At 53.9% G+C, this 16,752-nt stretch carries 12 protein-coding genes; 3 read left to right on the top strand and 9 right to left on the bottom strand.

The window, feature by feature from the left end; genetic code table 11:
• The coding region (locus EI42_RS17000; protein ID WP_211326222.1) for a hypothetical protein at nt 1–255 on the top strand (255 nt) is incomplete at its 5' end.
• 225 nt (nt 256–480) lie between these two features.
• Here EI42_RS17000 and EI42_RS16995 read toward each other — a convergent pair.
• Nucleotides 481–945 carry a hypothetical protein gene (locus EI42_RS16995; RefSeq protein WP_111323815.1) on the bottom strand — a complete coding sequence of 155 codons (465 nt, stop codon included), beginning with the start codon at nt 943–945 and terminating at the stop codon, nt 481–483.
• A gap of 219 nt (nt 946–1,164) precedes the next feature.
• Complete coding sequence (locus EI42_RS31970; protein ID WP_137686425.1) at nt 1,165–2,073, bottom strand: hypothetical protein; 909 nt, start codon at nt 2,071–2,073, stop codon at nt 1,165–1,167.
• A gap of 270 nt (nt 2,074–2,343) precedes the next feature.
• Here EI42_RS31970 and fxsT point away from each other — a divergent pair, with 270 nt between their 5' ends.
• A complete protein-coding gene (fxsT, locus tag EI42_RS16985) occupies nt 2,344–5,091 on the top strand; it encodes an FxSxx-COOH system tetratricopeptide repeat protein (protein WP_170142701.1) in 2,748 nt (915 codons plus the stop codon).
• Between the two features lie 575 nt (nt 5,092–5,666).
• Complete coding sequence (locus EI42_RS16980) at nt 5,667–6,755, top strand: sulfite oxidase (RefSeq protein ID WP_111323813.1); 1,089 nt, start codon at nt 5,667–5,669, stop codon at nt 6,753–6,755.
• 361 nt (nt 6,756–7,116) lie between these two features.
• On the opposite strand, the gene EI42_RS16975 is transcribed toward EI42_RS16980, so the two are convergent.
• The 7 genes from EI42_RS16975 to EI42_RS16945 all read right to left on the bottom strand — a co-directional run bounded on the left by EI42_RS16975 (nt 7,117) and on the right by EI42_RS16945 (nt 16,718).
• On the bottom strand, nt 7,117–10,266 hold the full coding sequence (locus EI42_RS16975) for a lantibiotic dehydratase (protein WP_137686424.1): 3,150 nt from the start codon (nt 10,264–10,266) through the stop codon (nt 7,117–7,119).
• A 24-nt stretch (nt 10,267–10,290) separates the two neighbouring features.
• Nucleotides 10,291–11,628 (bottom strand): lanthionine synthetase C family protein, encoded by a 1,338-nt coding sequence (locus EI42_RS16970; protein WP_111323811.1) that lies wholly within the window; start codon nt 11,626–11,628, stop codon nt 10,291–10,293.
• Between the two features lie 292 nt (nt 11,629–11,920).
• Nucleotides 11,921–12,112: a hypothetical protein gene (locus EI42_RS16965; protein WP_111323810.1), complete on the bottom strand. Its 192-nt coding sequence runs from the start codon at nt 12,110–12,112 to the stop codon at nt 11,921–11,923.
• Between the two features lie 559 nt (nt 12,113–12,671).
• Nucleotides 12,672–13,085 (bottom strand): nitroreductase family deazaflavin-dependent oxidoreductase, encoded by a 414-nt coding sequence (locus EI42_RS16960; RefSeq protein WP_111323809.1) that lies wholly within the window; start codon nt 13,083–13,085, stop codon nt 12,672–12,674.
• Between the two features lie 176 nt (nt 13,086–13,261).
• A complete protein-coding gene (locus EI42_RS16955; protein WP_111323808.1) occupies nt 13,262–13,858 on the bottom strand; it encodes a dihydrofolate reductase family protein in 597 nt (198 codons plus the stop codon).
• Between the two features lie 350 nt (nt 13,859–14,208).
• Nucleotides 14,209–14,991, bottom strand: coding sequence for a helix-turn-helix domain-containing protein (locus tag EI42_RS16950; protein ID WP_211326221.1), 783 nt, complete (start codon nt 14,989–14,991; stop codon nt 14,209–14,211).
• 278 nt (nt 14,992–15,269) lie between these two features.
• Nucleotides 15,270–16,718, bottom strand: coding sequence for a hypothetical protein (locus EI42_RS16945; RefSeq protein ID WP_111323806.1), 1,449 nt, complete (start codon nt 16,716–16,718; stop codon nt 15,270–15,272).
• Between the last annotated feature and the right edge of the window lie 34 nt (nt 16,719–16,752).

Below are 16,752 nucleotides of genomic sequence, written 5' to 3'. Positions count from 1 at the left end.
TTGAAGTTGAAATGGACGTCGAAAAGGAGGCGGGCAATGCAGCAACAGAATGACTTTGAGGTACGTGTAGAGAAAGAGTGTATCTATACCGGCAATGATGCAAAAGAAGCGCATGAGGCCTTTAAGGCTGCTGCCCTGAAGCCTGAGTATTATGATCGCACGATCGATCTTCTCTACAAAGGTCGGCTTGTTGCCGGTTTTAAAGAGAGAATCGGGTATCGACCAACAGACAACCGGAAGCAGACAGATTCATAGATTGCTCCATCTGAGTGTTTTCCCTTTTGGAGCCCTGCTACCCAACGTATCAGGGCTCTTTTTGCCTCACCTCTTCCAGAAAGCCAGCGCTGCGACATAGCTGGGTCACGCTCTTGCCGGACGCTCCTGTACGCTTTGACAGAGCATACGTATCATTGAGTTTCAGAGAGAAGAGCGCCCCTGTGTCATCCTCCCTCTTCCATCAAAGCAGCGCTTTCAGCCCCTTTAGATGGTCTCATCCCAGGACGCTTGCTCTCCAAAATCAATACCATACTGATCGCGCGCCATTTTCATCGGGTCCTCATGCGAGAGAGCAAAGACAATCTGCGGCATCTCTTCGCCCACAAAGAGGATATAGGATGCATCATGGCTCAGATCAATCTGCTGCCCCGGCGTTCTCTCAAGCCGCATTGTTCCTCGAATCTTCACCAGGACATACTGCGGAGAGAGCGGAATTTCTTCCTCGGGCACGACATGCACCCACTGGAACCCAAGCGCATGGAGATACTCTTGCGCCTTCGCGGTCGTTGCCAGATAGTCTTCTTTCTTCATCGCCTGAACCACCCCATCGGGACTGGCTCCCACAAAGAGATCACGCACAAACGGCGCCCGGACTTCAGGATCAAACGAATTATTCGCTCGATTAAATCCTTCAAAGAAGGTTTTCACACGCTCGCTCACCTGATTCATAGCTCTTTTTCAATCCTTTGCTTTCTGTATAGAGAAACATTCGACCTGGAGTTTCACTATCCTCTTTCGGATCGCTTCCGCCGGAACGCTGTCGATTCGCACGCTGCTTCTAGAGCCTTCTCGATCTGTCTGTTGATAGAGGTCAAAACCGGAAGCGGGAGGAAGATACCGCCCGCTTCCAGCACACAGAACCGTGATAGGTAAGGAGGAAACGTACGCTCACGATGGGGATGTTTGGAGTTCCCAGATCTTCTGGCCCGAGTCACCACACGCACCACCCGACGGAGAGCGGGCGTAAATGGCGATGGTCCATTCTTCCACTTTCAGACACGAGCCATGATAGTAGGCCGATCCCGAAGCCCAGGTAGGCTGGCCATACCTGTCATAGGTAACGAGATTGCCATCTCCCTGCATCTGTAAGGTGCTTTCCCTATGATCACTCTTATTGTTCTCCCAGATCAGCGCTTTCCCATGATACAGAGACAGGTTCCCGTTCTGTTCCATAGCCAGCGTCGTTCCGCCTGTCGGCGTGCTGAGACATTGACCCGGGGCAAGGCCATGAACATCACCCAGTTCACCGGTAAGCAGAATATCTTCGCACGGTACAAACTCGCGCAGAAGCTCGTCAGGGTTCTCTGTGTAGCTCTTTGTGCGCCAGATCAGGTCAACAGCGGAGCAACCACCACCATCTACAGTCGTACTTCCCTTGCTAATTGCCATCGTTCCATTCGCACCGAGCAACAGACATGAGCCTGGATAGCCGTCAGTATGAGAGGCCCAGACCGGAACACCCTCACTATAGATAACCAGATTGCCATCTCCCTGCATAACTGCGTAACCATCTCTCGTTATAACAGGGGCATACCATACCTGGGTTTCCGAAGCATACAGGGCTAACATGCCATCTTCCATTTTCAGTATCGTATTCTGATAGACCACGCAATCGTGCTCGTGTAAAGTATAACCAGGGATCAGTATAAGCGCTCGATCACACTCATTCTTCCCGGGAGCTTCCGACGCGTGAGCGGTCCCGGCGTCAAAGCTCAGGGTGAGCAGCCCACATGCCAGCAGAGCACAGAGCAGAACGTTCCAACTCCGCACGATCATGGTTTGCACAGAACAACGCATCTGTGTTCCCCTCCTTCTCTAAAGAAGATCGTCATACTCCAACACCTTGTTGAAAGTGCTTCCCATCTGCCCGCTTACCACTTTGTAAGCACAGATGAAAGCCTTTCTCCTGAAACAAGATGTTACGCTGAATATACTCATTTCGTTCACCTTCCTATGATAAAATAGAAGATGCACCGTTTCGCAGTGCATTTTCTTGCAATCTCTATTTCAGCCCCATTTCTTTTGCTCGTTCGACAAAGCAGCGATTCAGGAAAAGGAAAAAGATCTATGGAGAGAGAGGCCCCCTTTGGCGAGCTCCTGAAAGAGCTACGAAAGCGCCATCGTATCGGACAGAAAGAACTGGCCGCCAGTCTCGGTGTACACCGCAACACTATTGGAGCATGGGAACGCGGCGACCGGCTCCCCGACACACGCGGCATGGTGCTGGAGATGGCGAAACAGCTCCATCTGAACGAAGAAGAGACCCAGGCTTTATTGGAGGCCAGCTTAACCAGTGTTGCCTTGCGCTGGTACCTTCCCTATTCGCGCAACCCGTTTTTTGTCGGGCGCGAGCAACAGCTTGAATGTCTCTATACGGCCCTCGTTCAGAAGGCTCCTCAGGCGCGACGTCCCTATGCATTAAGCGGAATGGGAGGAATGGGAAAAACGCAACTGGCGATCGAGTTCGCATACCGCTATACACAGCAGTTCAGCGCCGTGCTCTGGATTGGAGCCGAGACGCAGGAAAGCATCATCTCTCACCTGACCGCGATTGCTTCGGTCTTGAATCTCCCACAACAGCGCGATCAGAATCAGCACACGTTGATCGCTTCAGTGCTGCAATGGTTCCAGACCCATCGTGACTGGCTGCTGATTTTCGACAATGTGGAAGACCTGGAATTCGTTCAGCCCTATATGCCAACCCTCTCACACGGCGCCCTGCTGCTGACCACCCGCCTGCAAGCAACGGGAGAACTGGCCCAACCCCTCGAAGTGGAGCCAATGACGCCCGATGAAGGGGCACATTTCTTGCTACAACGCGCCCGCATCTCCGGCCCATTCTCCCCAGAAACGATGCAGGCAGCCAATGCTATTGTTGCCTCATCAGGCGGCCTCCCTCTGGCACTTGATCAGGCCGGAGCCTATATTGAAGAGACCAATTGTTCTCTCCCCGAATATCAGCGGCTCTTTCACTCCCACACGCTTTCCCTGTTAAGCGAGCGAGCCATCTACGCCTCACATCCGCACTCCATCGTGAAAACCCTGATGCTCTCCTTCTCGCAACTACAACAACGCGAACCGTCCGCGCTTCTCATTCTTTCGGCCTGTGCTTTTCTGGCCCCGGAAGCCATTCCAGAGGCCATTTTTACCGGGGCCCCTGCTTCGGTGCTTGGCGAAACACTCGCATCGATCGCCACCGACGCCTTTCACTGGAATAGGGGGCTCCGCGCGCTACAGCACTTCTCTCTGGTCAAGCGGAACGGGCAGCAGCGGCTTCTCTCTCTCCACCGGTTGGTACAGCTCATTTTCAAGGAGGGCATAAGCCACGCGGATCAGCGTCATTGGGTGATGCAACTGCTCCGCCTGCTTCATCACGCCTTCCCACAGGTCGAGACCAAACCCGAGTTCAGAGAACAGTGGAGATGGTGTGATCTCCTGCTGCCGCACGCCCGGGAATGTATCAAACAAAGCCAGCACTGGGAGCTGGCCGGGAGCGACGTCACCGCCTTTTACGAGAGAATAGCAGCCTACCTCTTTTATCGTGCTCGCTACACAGAGGCCGAACCGCTGATGCTGGAAACCCTCGAACTCTATAAAGCATCCTCCAATGAAGAGGCTCAGGCCGCGTTACTGGCGCGATTGGGCAGGCTCTATCATCATCTGGAGCAACGCGACCGGTCCGAAACCTGTTATCTCCAGGCAATAGAGATGCAAGAGCGCTTATCTGGCAGCGATTCTGTGACCGTGGCCGATACCCTCGAATTGCTTGCGCTTCTCTACACCAACGCGGGAAGATTTGCAGAGGCAGAACAGCACTTACGTCGCGCTCTCCATATAAAAGAAGCGCTCTACGGGCCAGATCATCCCTCGCAAGCACGAGCGCTGCACTATCTTGCAGCTCAGCTTAAAGAACAGGGTCGCTATCAAGAAGCAGAGACGCTCATGCTGCGTGCACTCCACCTCTACGAATTAGAAGGCGGAGTTGACAGCCTTCAAGTAGCCTCATTGGTCCACTCACTGGCGATTGCCTGTGCAGAGCAAGGGAAATACAGCCAGATAGAGCCTCTGCTTCAGCGAGCCTTGCACTTGCAAGAAGCAGTGCTTGGTCCGAATCACCCAACGATCGGAAGAACACTCGGTGATCTCGCCACGCTCTATTGTGTACAGAACATGCTTGCCGATGCCCTTCCGCTGTTTCGCCGCGCTATCCGCATTTTCGAGCAAACACATGGACCAGACTACCCGGAAATTGCCTATTTCCTGACTAACCTTGCCACAGCCTATAAAGAGCTCGGGAACTATGCTGAAGCAGAACCGCTCTTCCATCGGGCAATTGTGCTTCGAGAACAAGCATTGGGCCCGAATCATCCACAGGTCGCCTTCCCGCTACAAAATCTGGCTGAGGTCTACATCCTCCAGGAAAGATATAACGAAGCGGAGCCGCTTCTACAGCGGGTGCTCTCCCTTCGAGAGGCGGTAGGGACGAATCATCCACAGGTCGCCTTCCCGCTTGATAGCCTGGCAGAACTGTACATAAAGCAGGGTTCTATCGAGAAGGCCAAACCGCTGGTGGAGCGGGCCTTGCGCATTCGCGAGCAACTCGGGCCAGAGCATCCTGACCTCGCGACCACGCTGCTGCTTCAGGCCGAGATCTCTGCCGAGGAGGAAGCCAAAGAGGAGGCGCGTCAATTGCTCAAACGAGCGCTCCACATTCGCGAACAGATTTTTGGCCCCGACCATCCACTGACACAGCAAGCTCGCTCTCGGTCTCAGGCGTTGCTTGATAACAGCAAGCTCACCAGAAGCGATAGTTAGAACCTCTGCGTCGGCTCACAGGGCGAGGCCAGAAAACAGGCGACTTTCGGGTCGTTCTTGAGGCCTTGCCTACCACACGTGAAAACGCTTTTTATTCTATTGCAGAAAATATCGTCAGCATCACTCCCACATTTTCCTTGAACAAGAGAATGTCGCACAGCAAATGAATAGTATGGTATGTATTCTCCAGGTGAAAAGTCCCCCCGCTACCGAGCAGATACATGTGTTTCTCCACTCGAAGCACCCGAGCAGAAAGAGAAGTCTATATACTTAAATATAGCTTTTCAGGATATAGAATTAACTTCAGCATTTTAAGCCTGATCGCATCTGAGCAAGCGATATGGGTTTTAGATTCCTTTGCAAAGCGAGGAGCAAGGGCGAAGCTACGAGCAGATTTCCCTTGATTTCCTGCCCCAAAATGTGCGTAAATGCCATTCTCAGGGAAAGACAGCAAGAAAAAGAGCTGTATCCAATGTGCTTGATGATAGAGCACCATATGCAGAAAAGGGAAGAGTTGATGTACACCATCGAAATGTACTCATATAGATCCTTTCGAGGAGCAGGAGAAGCATATCATGACAGCACACACTCACAAATCGCCCTTGATCGTCCATCGAGCACACCCACTCAACGCCGAGCCACCCGGCAACCTCTTGCAACAATCCTTCCTCACGCCACAGCAGCATTTCTTTGTCCGCACGCATGGGTCCATTCCGGAGATAGACCCGAGCCGCTATCGGCTTCTGCTCACCGGGCTGGTTCAGCAACCACGAGCCTTCTCGCTAGACGAGCTTCGGTCGCTGGCTCCTGCTCGCACGGTGCCGGTCACCCTTGAGTGTGCCGGGAATCGGCGAACGGAAATTATGGCGGTGAAACCACTTGGCGGGGAAGTTCCCTGGGGAGCAGGAGCCATCTCCACAGCGAACTGGCTCGGCATCCCTTTACGGGAAGTGCTACGAGCGGTCGGGGTGCAGGCAAATGCTCGCTATGTCGCTTTTACCGGTCTCGATGAGGCGCCTTTTGCAGGGGAAACAGTCCACTTTGGAAGCTCCATTACGTTAGGGAAGGCCCTCTCTCAAGATGTGCTTCTGGCCTATGAGATGAATGACGAGCCGCTCACCCCGGAACACGGCTTTCCCTTACGCCTGATCGTCCCCGGCTATATCGGTGCCCGAAGCGTCAAGTGGCTCGGCGAGATCACACTTCAACACCATCCATCAACCAACCCATATCAGACCCGTGATTATAAGCTCTTCCCCTCAGAGGTCACCGCGCAAACCGCCGATTGGAGCCGCGGGAAGACGCTAGAAAGCCTGGTTCTCAACGCTGTCATCACCACACCACAGGCAGGCGAAACGGTCGCGGCGGGGCGCGTTCAAGTTCGAGGTTATGCTATCAGCGGCGAAGAAGCGCCTGTGGAGCGGGTCGAGCTTTCCGTTGATGACGGGCAGACCTGGAAGACAGCGACCATTGTCGAGCGTGCAGGCCCTTATGCATGGTGTTTCTGGGAGCTATCGCTTTCCCTGCCCCCTGGTGACCGTCAACTCATCGTTCGGGCGTGGGACACCTCGAAGCATACCCAACCCGAAGATGTACGCAACCTGTGGAACTTCAAGGGCTACATGAATAACGCCTGCCACCGGGTGACGATTCATCTTGTCTGAAAGGCAGGCAATCACGAGCATTACAAGGTTTGCTTGCCGTGATGCGCCACAGATGCGATAAAAAAGGGCAAAACGAAAACCAGGGCGCTTGATCCCCTGTGCAAGCTCAGGGCTCGGCCATAGCGCCTGTTGGAGTATTTATCTAGAGGCGAAACGAGCCCCGAGGCTTGCAGTGTCTGCGCTAAACATGAGCAGGTGAAGGGTATGCGGCGCCGATACCGCGTCCCGCCATTGCTGGAAAAGCCCGACCTTTACAACAGCCTCCAGAGCGCTTTCTTCAAACCGAGCAGGCCTGAAGCCAGATAAAGAAGGAGATCGCGCCCTCAGGAATAGAGCGTCAGGCCCCCTGAGCAGCAGGTTATCAATGTGACGAATCAGCGACAGGAGCGCGGGCCAGCCCCTCATGTGTGCGCAACAGCAACTGTAGGGTCAGGCTCTCTGCATCTTTATCGGTACCAAGCAGACGATTACAATGCAGATGGACATAGCTTCCATACAGGCTGGCAAGTGGAAGGGTCAACTCCTGCCGCTCCTCGGCAGCGGCCAGCTCTCGGGCAATCGGTGCAAGTTCGGCTTCTCTTGCATCCAGGATCGCAGCGACAAGCTCACCGTGCTCGATGTGGGCAAGCCCCTGTGCATTGCCAATCAACTCGCGCAACTGCCGCGCCCGCAGGCGATAGCCTGGCCCCGCCTCAGGGCGCCTTGTAACCCCCATACGATACCACTGTCGCCGCTGCTCGGGCGTCAGCCCTAACTGAGCAAGCAACCTATCAACGCTGAGGACAGCAAGGTCAATTCGATCCAGCGGAATGCGTCGCGTCTGTTGCAGATGAAGCAAAGCAGCGACCGCCCGGCTATCAGCGCCAAAGAGCTGCTCAGCAAGCAGGATACCGGACTCACCACCGTAGCGCTCAATCTCCCGTTCATAGACATCAAATGTGAATCGGGTGCAGGGACCATCGGTCATCAGTTGCGTCGCCCATGCGCTCACTCGCGGAAGCAACCGCTGCAAGAGCGTCTCTTTCTCTCCGTGGAACCGCAGCCGCACGTGAGGATCAGGATCAAGATAGCGCAGAAAAAACCAGTCCGTCGCGAGGCGCTCTTGCAGCGCTTCCTGAGCGAAAGGGCGAATCATCTGTGCAATAAGGCTCTCTTGAAGCGAGGGCGCACAGTAGAGCTTGAGAAACAGCCAGTCGCTTCCCGGCGGGCACAGGCGCGGGATTGCCGTGTGCGCCTTGAAAGCTGGCAACATGGGCGGCCTCATCGGCTCGCTTCGCTGGCGACCGAGCGACACAACAAACTCGGAGAGGTAATGTCCCTGCGGCCCCTCAATCCAGGCATCAGCCGGCCCCGGCAAGCCCTCCTGCAATATCAGGCGATCAGGCACTTTCCGTAGAAGCTGTAATCGCAGCTCTTCGACATGCTCACGCCGCTCCAGATCGAGCAAGAGGCGTTGATCCATCTCGCCCGCATACACATAGCGAGGAACATGCCATTGCTCCCGCCAACGCCCAAGCGATTGCCAGAACTGTTCCGGCGTTTCCAATTGCAACGCTTTCAGGTGGAAGCGCGCGGAAATCTCCCACTGCGCCAGCCGCAACACACTGCGTCCTAACTGAACCCGTGGAAGATATGGGAACGCCTCCGCCTGCCCCCAGTAGAAGCGGCTCAACATCGGCGTTTGCTCGCGACTGATATCGCACAGGAACCGAACGAGAGGCGGTGCGAAGATCGGGTTCAACATGTGCCCGATACTCAGCAATATCTCGCAATTGCGGGCGGTCCAGCGTACATAGAATCGATTATCACGCACACCAACAACCAGCTCATCCAGCGGAATAACATGCTTCTGATCCGTGCCCGCGCTCGTGCCATAACAGATCTCATATCCCCCGAGCGGCGCATACGTCAGCACATTCGCAAGTCGGTTCTCTTTGGGCAGATAGACCAGTTCAGCACGAATACACCCCGGCGCGTCCGCCTCTTCCGTTCGCGCAATCTGGCGCAACGCTGCAACCGCCTCGTCTCCTAGCAGATCAGCAAAGCGACCAAGCGCGCGCCCCGCCTGCAAGACACCGACATTCGGCCCGATCACCAGATGATAGCGTCCCGCATCGATTGCCTCCGCAGAAGGCGCGACAACCGAAACATACACATCAAGCGAGTGAGGCACACGCTCTTCCGAAAGCGTGGTCGTGCTCAGGCGCTCTACTAAAGGCTCATCGAGCAGAACCACCTGCTGCCGCTTCTCAAACGCCTGCAGAGCCAGCTCAAACAGGGCTCGATCGCGTCCGGGGAAGCGTTCGGGCTCCTCGTTCGGAAGTTCCCGTTCCTTTGTATAGGGAGCGGGCAGGCCCAGGCCAACGTGCGGGTCAAGCAGCTCTAACAGGGGAACCTCGCGCCACGGCCCATATCGTTCAAGGAATGCATTGAGATAGGTTTTCAGATACGGGATACCCTCTGGAAGTGGCGTCAGGCGCAGCATTGTCTCCACCGTTGCCGCAACCTCTTCACCAATTGCCCTCGTCAGCCGCGCCCCTGCCAGCGGCAACGCCATATCTACCTGCAATAGATTCTTCTCGCTCTGTTCGGTAGGCTGCCCGCTGATTGCATCAAGCACACGCTCCACCTCATGGGCCTGCTCAAGTAATCGGCGATATTCCCCGATATCAAGCGACGAATGTTCCCCTTGCTGCAAGGCGACAAGATATGCCTCAAACGCATGCAGAAACGGTGCTAACGGCGGAATCTCTCGCAAGCGCTCAAGCAGATACAAAGCGGGATGTCTGCCAGTCAACGGAGGGCGGAGATCTGTTTGCAGAAAGGTATGCTGTACCAGTGCCGCAAGCAGTCCTTCAACCTGCTGAACAGTCGCGCCCGGTGTCGTGGCGAGCAGTTGCTTGACCAGCTCTGGATACGCCATCGGAGTTCGCGTCAGGGAGAGGGCTCGGAGCGCCACACCTGTCGCACGCACTGAAACCAACTTTTCCGGTTTTGCCTTACCGGAAGGCAATGCCTCCACCAGAAAAATACGACCTCGCCGCACATGCACGGCAGTATTCGCCTGCAAACGCAGATATGGCCGAATCGCCTTGATCGTTTCAAGCCGCCAGATAAGCCGCATCAGCCATTCCATATCAGGTCGTACACGCACGATTGGCTCACCAGCCGCCCGAGAAAGTGCCGTCCTATCGGCCCATTGCGCCAGCGCGGCCCCCGCAAACAGACCATACGGTGTGGGGCGCGTTGTCATTCGTATCAAATAGCGCTGTAATTTCCTCTCTCGCTGCGTCCGGCTCTTTGTATCCGTTGCATTCCGCTCTATTTCATCCAGCAGATCAAGGCTTCCCACAGCCAGCGCCCGCTGCACGCGGGGATCCAGCGCATGTACGCTTGTTTCTTCCAGATAGGCTTCGACAGGGAGAAATGGCATCCGTACCATTATGCCATCAAGCGGCTTGTAAAGGGCTCTTCGCTCCTTTCGAGAAGCAGGGACTTCAGAATTTCGCACGCTAGAGGCTCCTTTTTCTGGTGATCAGGAGAGCAAAAACAGCCGATCCCAGACCGGGCGCTGTTCCGTCGATGCAGCCAGCAGCACAAGTAAAACACCAGCCGCTCCATCAAGCACCGAAGGCTGATCAACAAAGAGGCCAACCATCTCCTCATTGCGGTACCCGAGTAAGGAATCTGGCTCATAGAGAGCAAGCAACTGCTCGGTGAGCGCGTTTGCAGCCTCAAGAAAGCCAGGCCTCTCGGTGGCATTCGCGAAGTGCAGCGTGATATGGAGCAATCCAGCGACCCCGTGGCAGAAGGTCGCGGCAAAAATGCGACGATCCTCAATCGGCCTGCGATAGACCGCTAACATCGCATCGAGAGCCGTTTCCTGATAGAGCGGCGTATCAAGAGCCTCGCCCGTCAACCAGAGCGCCCGGGCCACTCCTGGCGTCCCATAGCACCATGCGGAACGACAACGCGCCAGATCCTCGGGAAGCTCTCCAGCCTGGTTGACTGGCACTGCAAGCGGCCATGTCCACCCATATTCCGCCTGTATCCGATGCGCAACCAGCCAATCAGCAACGCGGTGCATCGCTTCCTCGCTTCCCGGCACCGTCACCCCCTGAAGCTTCGCCAGCGCAAGCAAAGCCAGCGGGCCGGGTACACCATGCGCCAGCCCACAGTTATAAGCGCCTGCGGGACACAGCTCACTCCAAAACTCTTCCTGACTATATTCGGGCGCGATATACCACGCCGGGAAGCCGGGAGGATCTTCACGCAGGAAAAAGACAAGGCTCTCAAGGACCGCTCGCAATGTCATGTCACGCTCGTCCGTCTGTGGCAAGGTCAATAGTGCTGCTCCCACACCTGCCAGCCCGGAAACGATATCATAGGAGGAGACGGGAAAGCCCTGTGTCTGACTATACATGCGCTCCGCAAGCTCACGCGCCATCGGGAACAGCCGCTGCTCAAGAGTCTTTAGCAAGCGCTGATACCGGGTTCCTCCCCGACTCAACAGGCAGGTCGCATAGACCACACCACTCAACCCGGCAAAGAGTCCCGCGTGAAGCGAGGGCAAAGCAGTCGCCCTTTGAACCGCTTTCGTCAGGAAGTCATGCCCGAGACGATCCCATCCTTGCTCAGGCCAGCATGCGTCCAGTTGCGCACAGACAAGCGCCAATCCAGCATCTCCCGTCGCAACCGTTTCAGGCTTCCAAGCCATGAGATGGGGAGCGTGCGATTGGTGCACAACCCGTCTGAATGCCTCTTCAAGAAGTTCTCGTTGGCGCAAGCGAGAAGCGAGATCAAGGGCCACCGTTCGCGCCTTCTCCGCCAGAGAAGAGGAAATACGAACCTTCCAGGAGAACGCCGCTACCATACAGGCCCCTCGCCACAAGAAACCGGGAGATGGATGCGCAAGTGAACGACGCGTTCAGTCCACGTGGCACAGCATCGCATCCGTTGCTTCAGCATCATCACTCTGACCTCTCCATAGATGTACCTTCCCACACCCGCCAAGAAGCATGCTCCGCCCGGAGAAAGGGGGAAACGTGAGAGAACTGCCCTCTGGCCTCCCCGGTAAACAGCCATCCATGCCGCTACCGGGGAGCGTCCCCTTGCTCCCTCAGAGGTGCAAGGAGATACTGCATATAGCTGCTATCAGCAGATCATTAACAGATAAAACAGCGCTTATGGAGTGTCGAACAGGTCGAAGAACAGGTTGAATAACCAGAGCATGTATAGGCAGGATGATCAGGAGAGCCTGCCGAAGCGAACATCTCAATTACTTCGTGCACTGTTTCCTGCTGCTCATCAAACTGAATATCGAGGTCAAATTCTTCCGTGTTATTGATGTTGTCCATAACCACTCCTTTGGCATTTCAAAACGACAGTGCGATTGCTCAAAGCATCACCGCTCAATGCTGAAACATCTTTTGTGCTGCACCAGATACCCATCTTTATCTACAGTCGTGGCGATGCTCTGGCATGTACATCAAAAATCGAACGAGGCTTCCATCACAATGTCTGTGTCAGTCGCACCTCCTTGCGCACTGGATCTGCTGATAACAAGGGATAGCATCAGCACAAGCAATATTCACTCTTTTTCTGCAATAAGAGAAGTGCATCCAGGAAAAGCAGAATTTCCCTTAGATGCAATATCTACAAACAGAGTGGATATATGCTCTTTCCGTAGAGTACCCAATACAGATAAAAATGTCAATAGTTCAATAGGGCCTTTTTTTGAGTTCAAAAATACCGCAGAGAAAATACGGAAAAAGGCGAATCTCACTTTTAAGTATCCAAAGAATACTATATGAAAGACGGAGGAGCGCACGGTGAGTAGCATTCAGCAGAAATGAGGGGAGAGGATGAGGAAACAGAAAGAGGCTGCCAACCTGCATGGATCAGCAGCCTGTTGCTCTACTGCTGTCGTTCGAGTACGAAAACCGGAATTTCGCGCGTTGTCTTCTCCTGATACTCAGCATAAGGAGGATAAATCGTCACCGCATGGGCGAAAGCGCGTTCTCGCTCTTCGCCGCTCAACAGGCGAGCTCGGGCAGGATAGGTTTCCGCTCCCACTTCGACGGTCACATCAGGATTCGCCAACATATTATGATACCAGAGCGGGTGTTTCGGGTCTCCGCCCTTCGAGGCAACCGCCAGATAGTGTTCTCCATAGGGGACAGACATCAAAGGGTAGATGCGCGGTTGTCCTGTTTTTGCCCCCTTCACCGTCACCAGGATCAGAGGATAGCCGTTCTGCTTCAGTTGACCACCACTTTTCCGAAACTCCTCCACCACACCTTGATTGAACGTGACGAAATCGAAGTTCATACTTTTTTCTCTCCATTTCACAATCATAAATAGCGCCTAAAAGCGGCTATACATAGAAGAACAGAGCAGCGCTCAGCATTATTCCCTTCTCGACACCCCCCTACTGAAAATGAAGCACATAGAAAGAGCAAGAGATAGGATACACACCGGTATGTTGTGTGTATCCCACAAAACGCTTAGAATGAGCTTATTTTGAGTTCACCCACACGCCTGAAATTCGCAATCAGCACGCCACTTGGCGACGCTTGCGTCTCAACCAGCGTATAGGAAGTGGGCAGTGTCCCTTCCGCGAACAGGCGACGGCCCGTCCCGAGCGTCACCGGGAAAATCTTGAGCCAGAATTCATCAATCAGGTCATGCTTCAACAACGTCTGAATCAGGTTGCCGCTCCCATGCACCTGTATGTCTGGTCCTTCTTCTTGCTTGAGCTGCTTGACTGCATCTACTACATCGCCCTTGAGAAAAACTGTGTTATTCCACTCATGCGATGTGAGCGTTGTTGAGGCAACATACTTTGTCTTTGAGTTGATACCGGGCCATTCATTCTCATGCTGAGGCCAGTAGGATGCGAATATTTCAAAGGTCCTGCGCCCTAACAATAGATCAAATGGTTTGCTCAATTGCTCATCCATAGCCTTACCAACACCATCATCGAAGTAGGGCACACTCCACCCACCAAGCGTAAAGTCTCCGCTCGGGTCTTCGGTTGGCCCCCCAGGACCCTGCATGACGCCATCCAGCGAGAGGAATGAAAGGACGATAATCTTTCTCATCACATGTTCTCCTTTGATTGACACCCCACCCACTTCAAAGCGGGGAATTCTTCTTTCACCCGGTATACGTGTGCATTACCGCAGCACAACACCCGGAGAAGCACGCTGTCCAGAAGCGCTTGACAAGGAAGCTTTGTCGGTTCTTGCCTGCCCGACGGTACCGGCTCATGAAAGGATCAGCACCAGGGAGCAGCTCCTGTCCCGTGCTTTCGCATTTTCTGGATCAGAGTGCGTAGATGCGTCATGCCTCCCCTGGCTCATACCCGGAGCTTTCTGACGCATTTTCGTAAGCGTTTCTGTAGAGTATAACGTTATACAAGAGCGCCGTCTTGAACAAAAACGACAGCCTCTCACCTGCATACGTTCCCGCTCACCTGAGCAGGTGTACGCCCGACGAAACGCTTGAGAGAGCGCGTCAGGTGCGCTTGATCGGCATAACCAGCCAGTTCCACAGTATCGAGAATAGAAACGCCGCGCTCAAGCAGCGCCTCCGCTTTGTGCGCCCGTTCGATCTGACGGACAGCACTCACCGTCAGCCCGGTAGCTCGTAAGAAGCGCCGCTGAACCGTCCGCAAGGAGTATTCTTTCAAGTGCCCCTGCAAAGCCGCGTCAACGATGGGATCGCGCACAAGCAAACCAACACGCAGAAGCCTGTCGACAAACGTGTCAGCGTTATTATAGTCAGGGAACTGCCATGCAGCACCATACAACCAGAAGGATCGCTTTGTTGCAAGCGGTAGGATGACCTCTCCATCCAGGCGGTCGGTTGTGGGTAGAAGAGGCATAAAGGTACCTAGCGTAAATGTGATGCCAAGAAACTCGGCCTCTTCAGGACAGCAGGCTGTCGTCGCTCTCGTCTCTGGCCCTCGGACCGTAATGCTCATCGTGCCATGCTGTTTCATGATAACTATCTCCCACTGGCTCACAGCACGAGAGAGAAAGGTGCTGGCCTGTCCGCTTCGGCAGTGCCAGACTGTTTCAACAACAGGTGAATCAGAGGCTCTGTTCTCATCAAAGATAATCAAACGTACATCCCCGCTTTCGTCGCGAACGACATATGATCCGCTCTGTGAGCTCGCTAGCAAGGCGAGCAGAACAAACAGTGGATCGTAAAGAGCATAGCATACAGACACGCGAAAAACTTCTCGTATCTTGCCTTCTCCCGTCACAGTGGGCGCGTTTACGCTGGCAGGAGAGCCAATAGAGCAAGCGACAAGAAGCTGCTTCGCCCCCCTATTATATAAGCCCGATGGAATCATTCAGCAAGAAATCGATCCTATCAGATTCGCTCCGCGTGGAGTACGCCGCCACGGGACTGCCTCTCCGCCTGAAGCCATGCATCGCATTTATAACACCCTGTACAAAAACTGTCACCACCTATATGGGATTACCCATTTCTGCCACCATGAACTTATGTCAGCAAACAAAACTGGTCATATTTGTCCTGGAGAATAGTGCTGGCAATTTCTCCCTGCCGCTTTTGCTCGATCATATCGATCACATCCATATCTTTGAGGAAAAGCACTACTCGTCTCTCTTGTCTGTAATCTTCAAGTAATTCCTCATAGTCCTTTATTCCCTGACGTGAAAGAAAGATCATGAAGTTTCCAAATATCTCGTTGCGTAAATAGCGCAAGGTCCCGGTGATTTCGCTGTAGCACATCGGATGTTTATAGTTCTTGGCATCAAACAGGATCTGCTCAACCCCTCTCCGATACTTGAGTGTCCGCCAGAATTCAAGGATCGCCCCTTTATTGTCAATGATAAAATCTCTTCTTCGTTTCTTGTGAGAGGTCCCAACCTGCTGCCTGAGCTGAAAAGGACTGAACTCATCTTCGAAACAGAAGGTCAGTATGCGTTGAACCAGCCGCTCATATGCAGGCCCATCGCCGCTCGGCAGCCGTTTCAACTCCTGTATCAATTGGGCTCCCTTGTCTGCCCGGGAACCTTTCGCACTGCCTGCTGTTCCATTGTGCGACAGGAGGTCGGCCAGAGGAACACTGCTATACTGTACCAGCTTCTTTTCAAGGGCCAGATCATTCATCCCCGAGGAATGCACTTCTCTCTGAAGCAGCGCGTTGACCTTGCGAACCGTCGCTATTGTCGGACTTTTTCTCAAGTGCTCGAAAAGCAAACGCCAGACATAGGTCATGTCTCGTCCATCAGTCTTATCTTTGAAGGACACAAATTCCCAGTTCCATTGTTTATCCCAGAACAGCAAGCCGGGAAGCAACGAATACGCCTCAAACCCCGTGCGCTTCACGATATATGAGAACTCCATTACATCATATCCATTTTCTTCGCCGCATAACTGCGCCTGGCTAATATGGAGGTCATAGACATTATTGGAAAGCCCTTCCACCGCGTCCCAGTGCATCTTGATGTACGCCAGAAAGTCCGGATCCTGAGAGCTATACAGCGGATAGGCATGCAGGGGGATACTCTTATAGCGCGCAATTGGATCTTCTTTCGGTGGCGCTTTCCGCGATTGAAGATGGATCCCCTGTCGGGCCAGCATTTTGCGTAAGAAGTGTTGTAGCTGCTCGCTCTGGAGCACCTTCCAGTCACCAATAGAGGGGAACCCACTCTGCTGCACCTCCTGCACTTCTTTCTCGACACACTGGATGCACCAGTCTTCAAAGTCCATCTGAAAGCGCTTCTTACACATCATACTTAATTGATGTATAACACGCAGTATTTCAGCATTTCCCTCAGGTGATCTATAGAGACGCACTTCCTGAATACCGAGGAGCAAACGACTTTTATAGATCATAATATCATCATACTGCGGATCATCAAGGCCCAATGCTTCCTGTAAACAGCGTAAACCCCGCTCATAGAGCGCGAATCGATCTTCCATCCTGGCACTCCTTTTACCCTATTGACTCAACAAA

The organism is Thermosporothrix hazakensis (assembly GCF_003253565.1).
Classification (GTDB): Bacteria; Chloroflexota; Ktedonobacteria; order Ktedonobacterales; family Ktedonobacteraceae; genus Thermosporothrix; species Thermosporothrix hazakensis.
The sequence above is the reverse complement of the archived record's forward strand: the minus strand, read 5'-3'. Positions and strand labels throughout refer to the sequence as shown.

Bases quoted from the DNA above. Each gene is read 5' to 3' on its own strand.
- EI42_RS16995 (WP_111323815.1), bottom strand. From the start codon at position 945: ATGAATCAGGTGAGCGAGCGTGTGAAAACCTTCTTTGAAGGATTTAAT.
- EI42_RS31970 (WP_137686425.1), bottom strand. From the start codon at position 2,073: ATGCGTTGTTCTGTGCAAACCATGATCGTGCGGAGTTGGAACGTTCTG.
- fxsT (WP_170142701.1), top strand. From the start codon at position 2,344: ATGGAGAGAGAGGCCCCCTTTGGCGAGCTCCTGAAAGAGCTACGAAAG.
- EI42_RS16980 (WP_111323813.1), top strand. From the start codon at position 5,667: ATGACAGCACACACTCACAAATCGCCCTTGATCGTCCATCGAGCACAC.
- EI42_RS16970 (WP_111323811.1), bottom strand. From the start codon at position 11,628: ATGGTAGCGGCGTTCTCCTGGAAGGTTCGTATTTCCTCTTCTCTGGCG.
- EI42_RS16965 (WP_111323810.1), bottom strand. From the start codon at position 12,112: ATGGACAACATCAATAACACGGAAGAATTTGACCTCGATATTCAGTTT.
- EI42_RS16960 (WP_111323809.1), bottom strand. From the start codon at position 13,085: ATGAACTTCGATTTCGTCACGTTCAATCAAGGTGTGGTGGAGGAGTTT.
- EI42_RS16955 (WP_111323808.1), bottom strand. From the start codon at position 13,858: ATGAGAAAGATTATCGTCCTTTCATTCCTCTCGCTGGATGGCGTCATG.
- EI42_RS16945 (WP_111323806.1), bottom strand. From the start codon at position 16,718: ATGGAAGATCGATTCGCGCTCTATGAGCGGGGTTTACGCTGTTTACAG.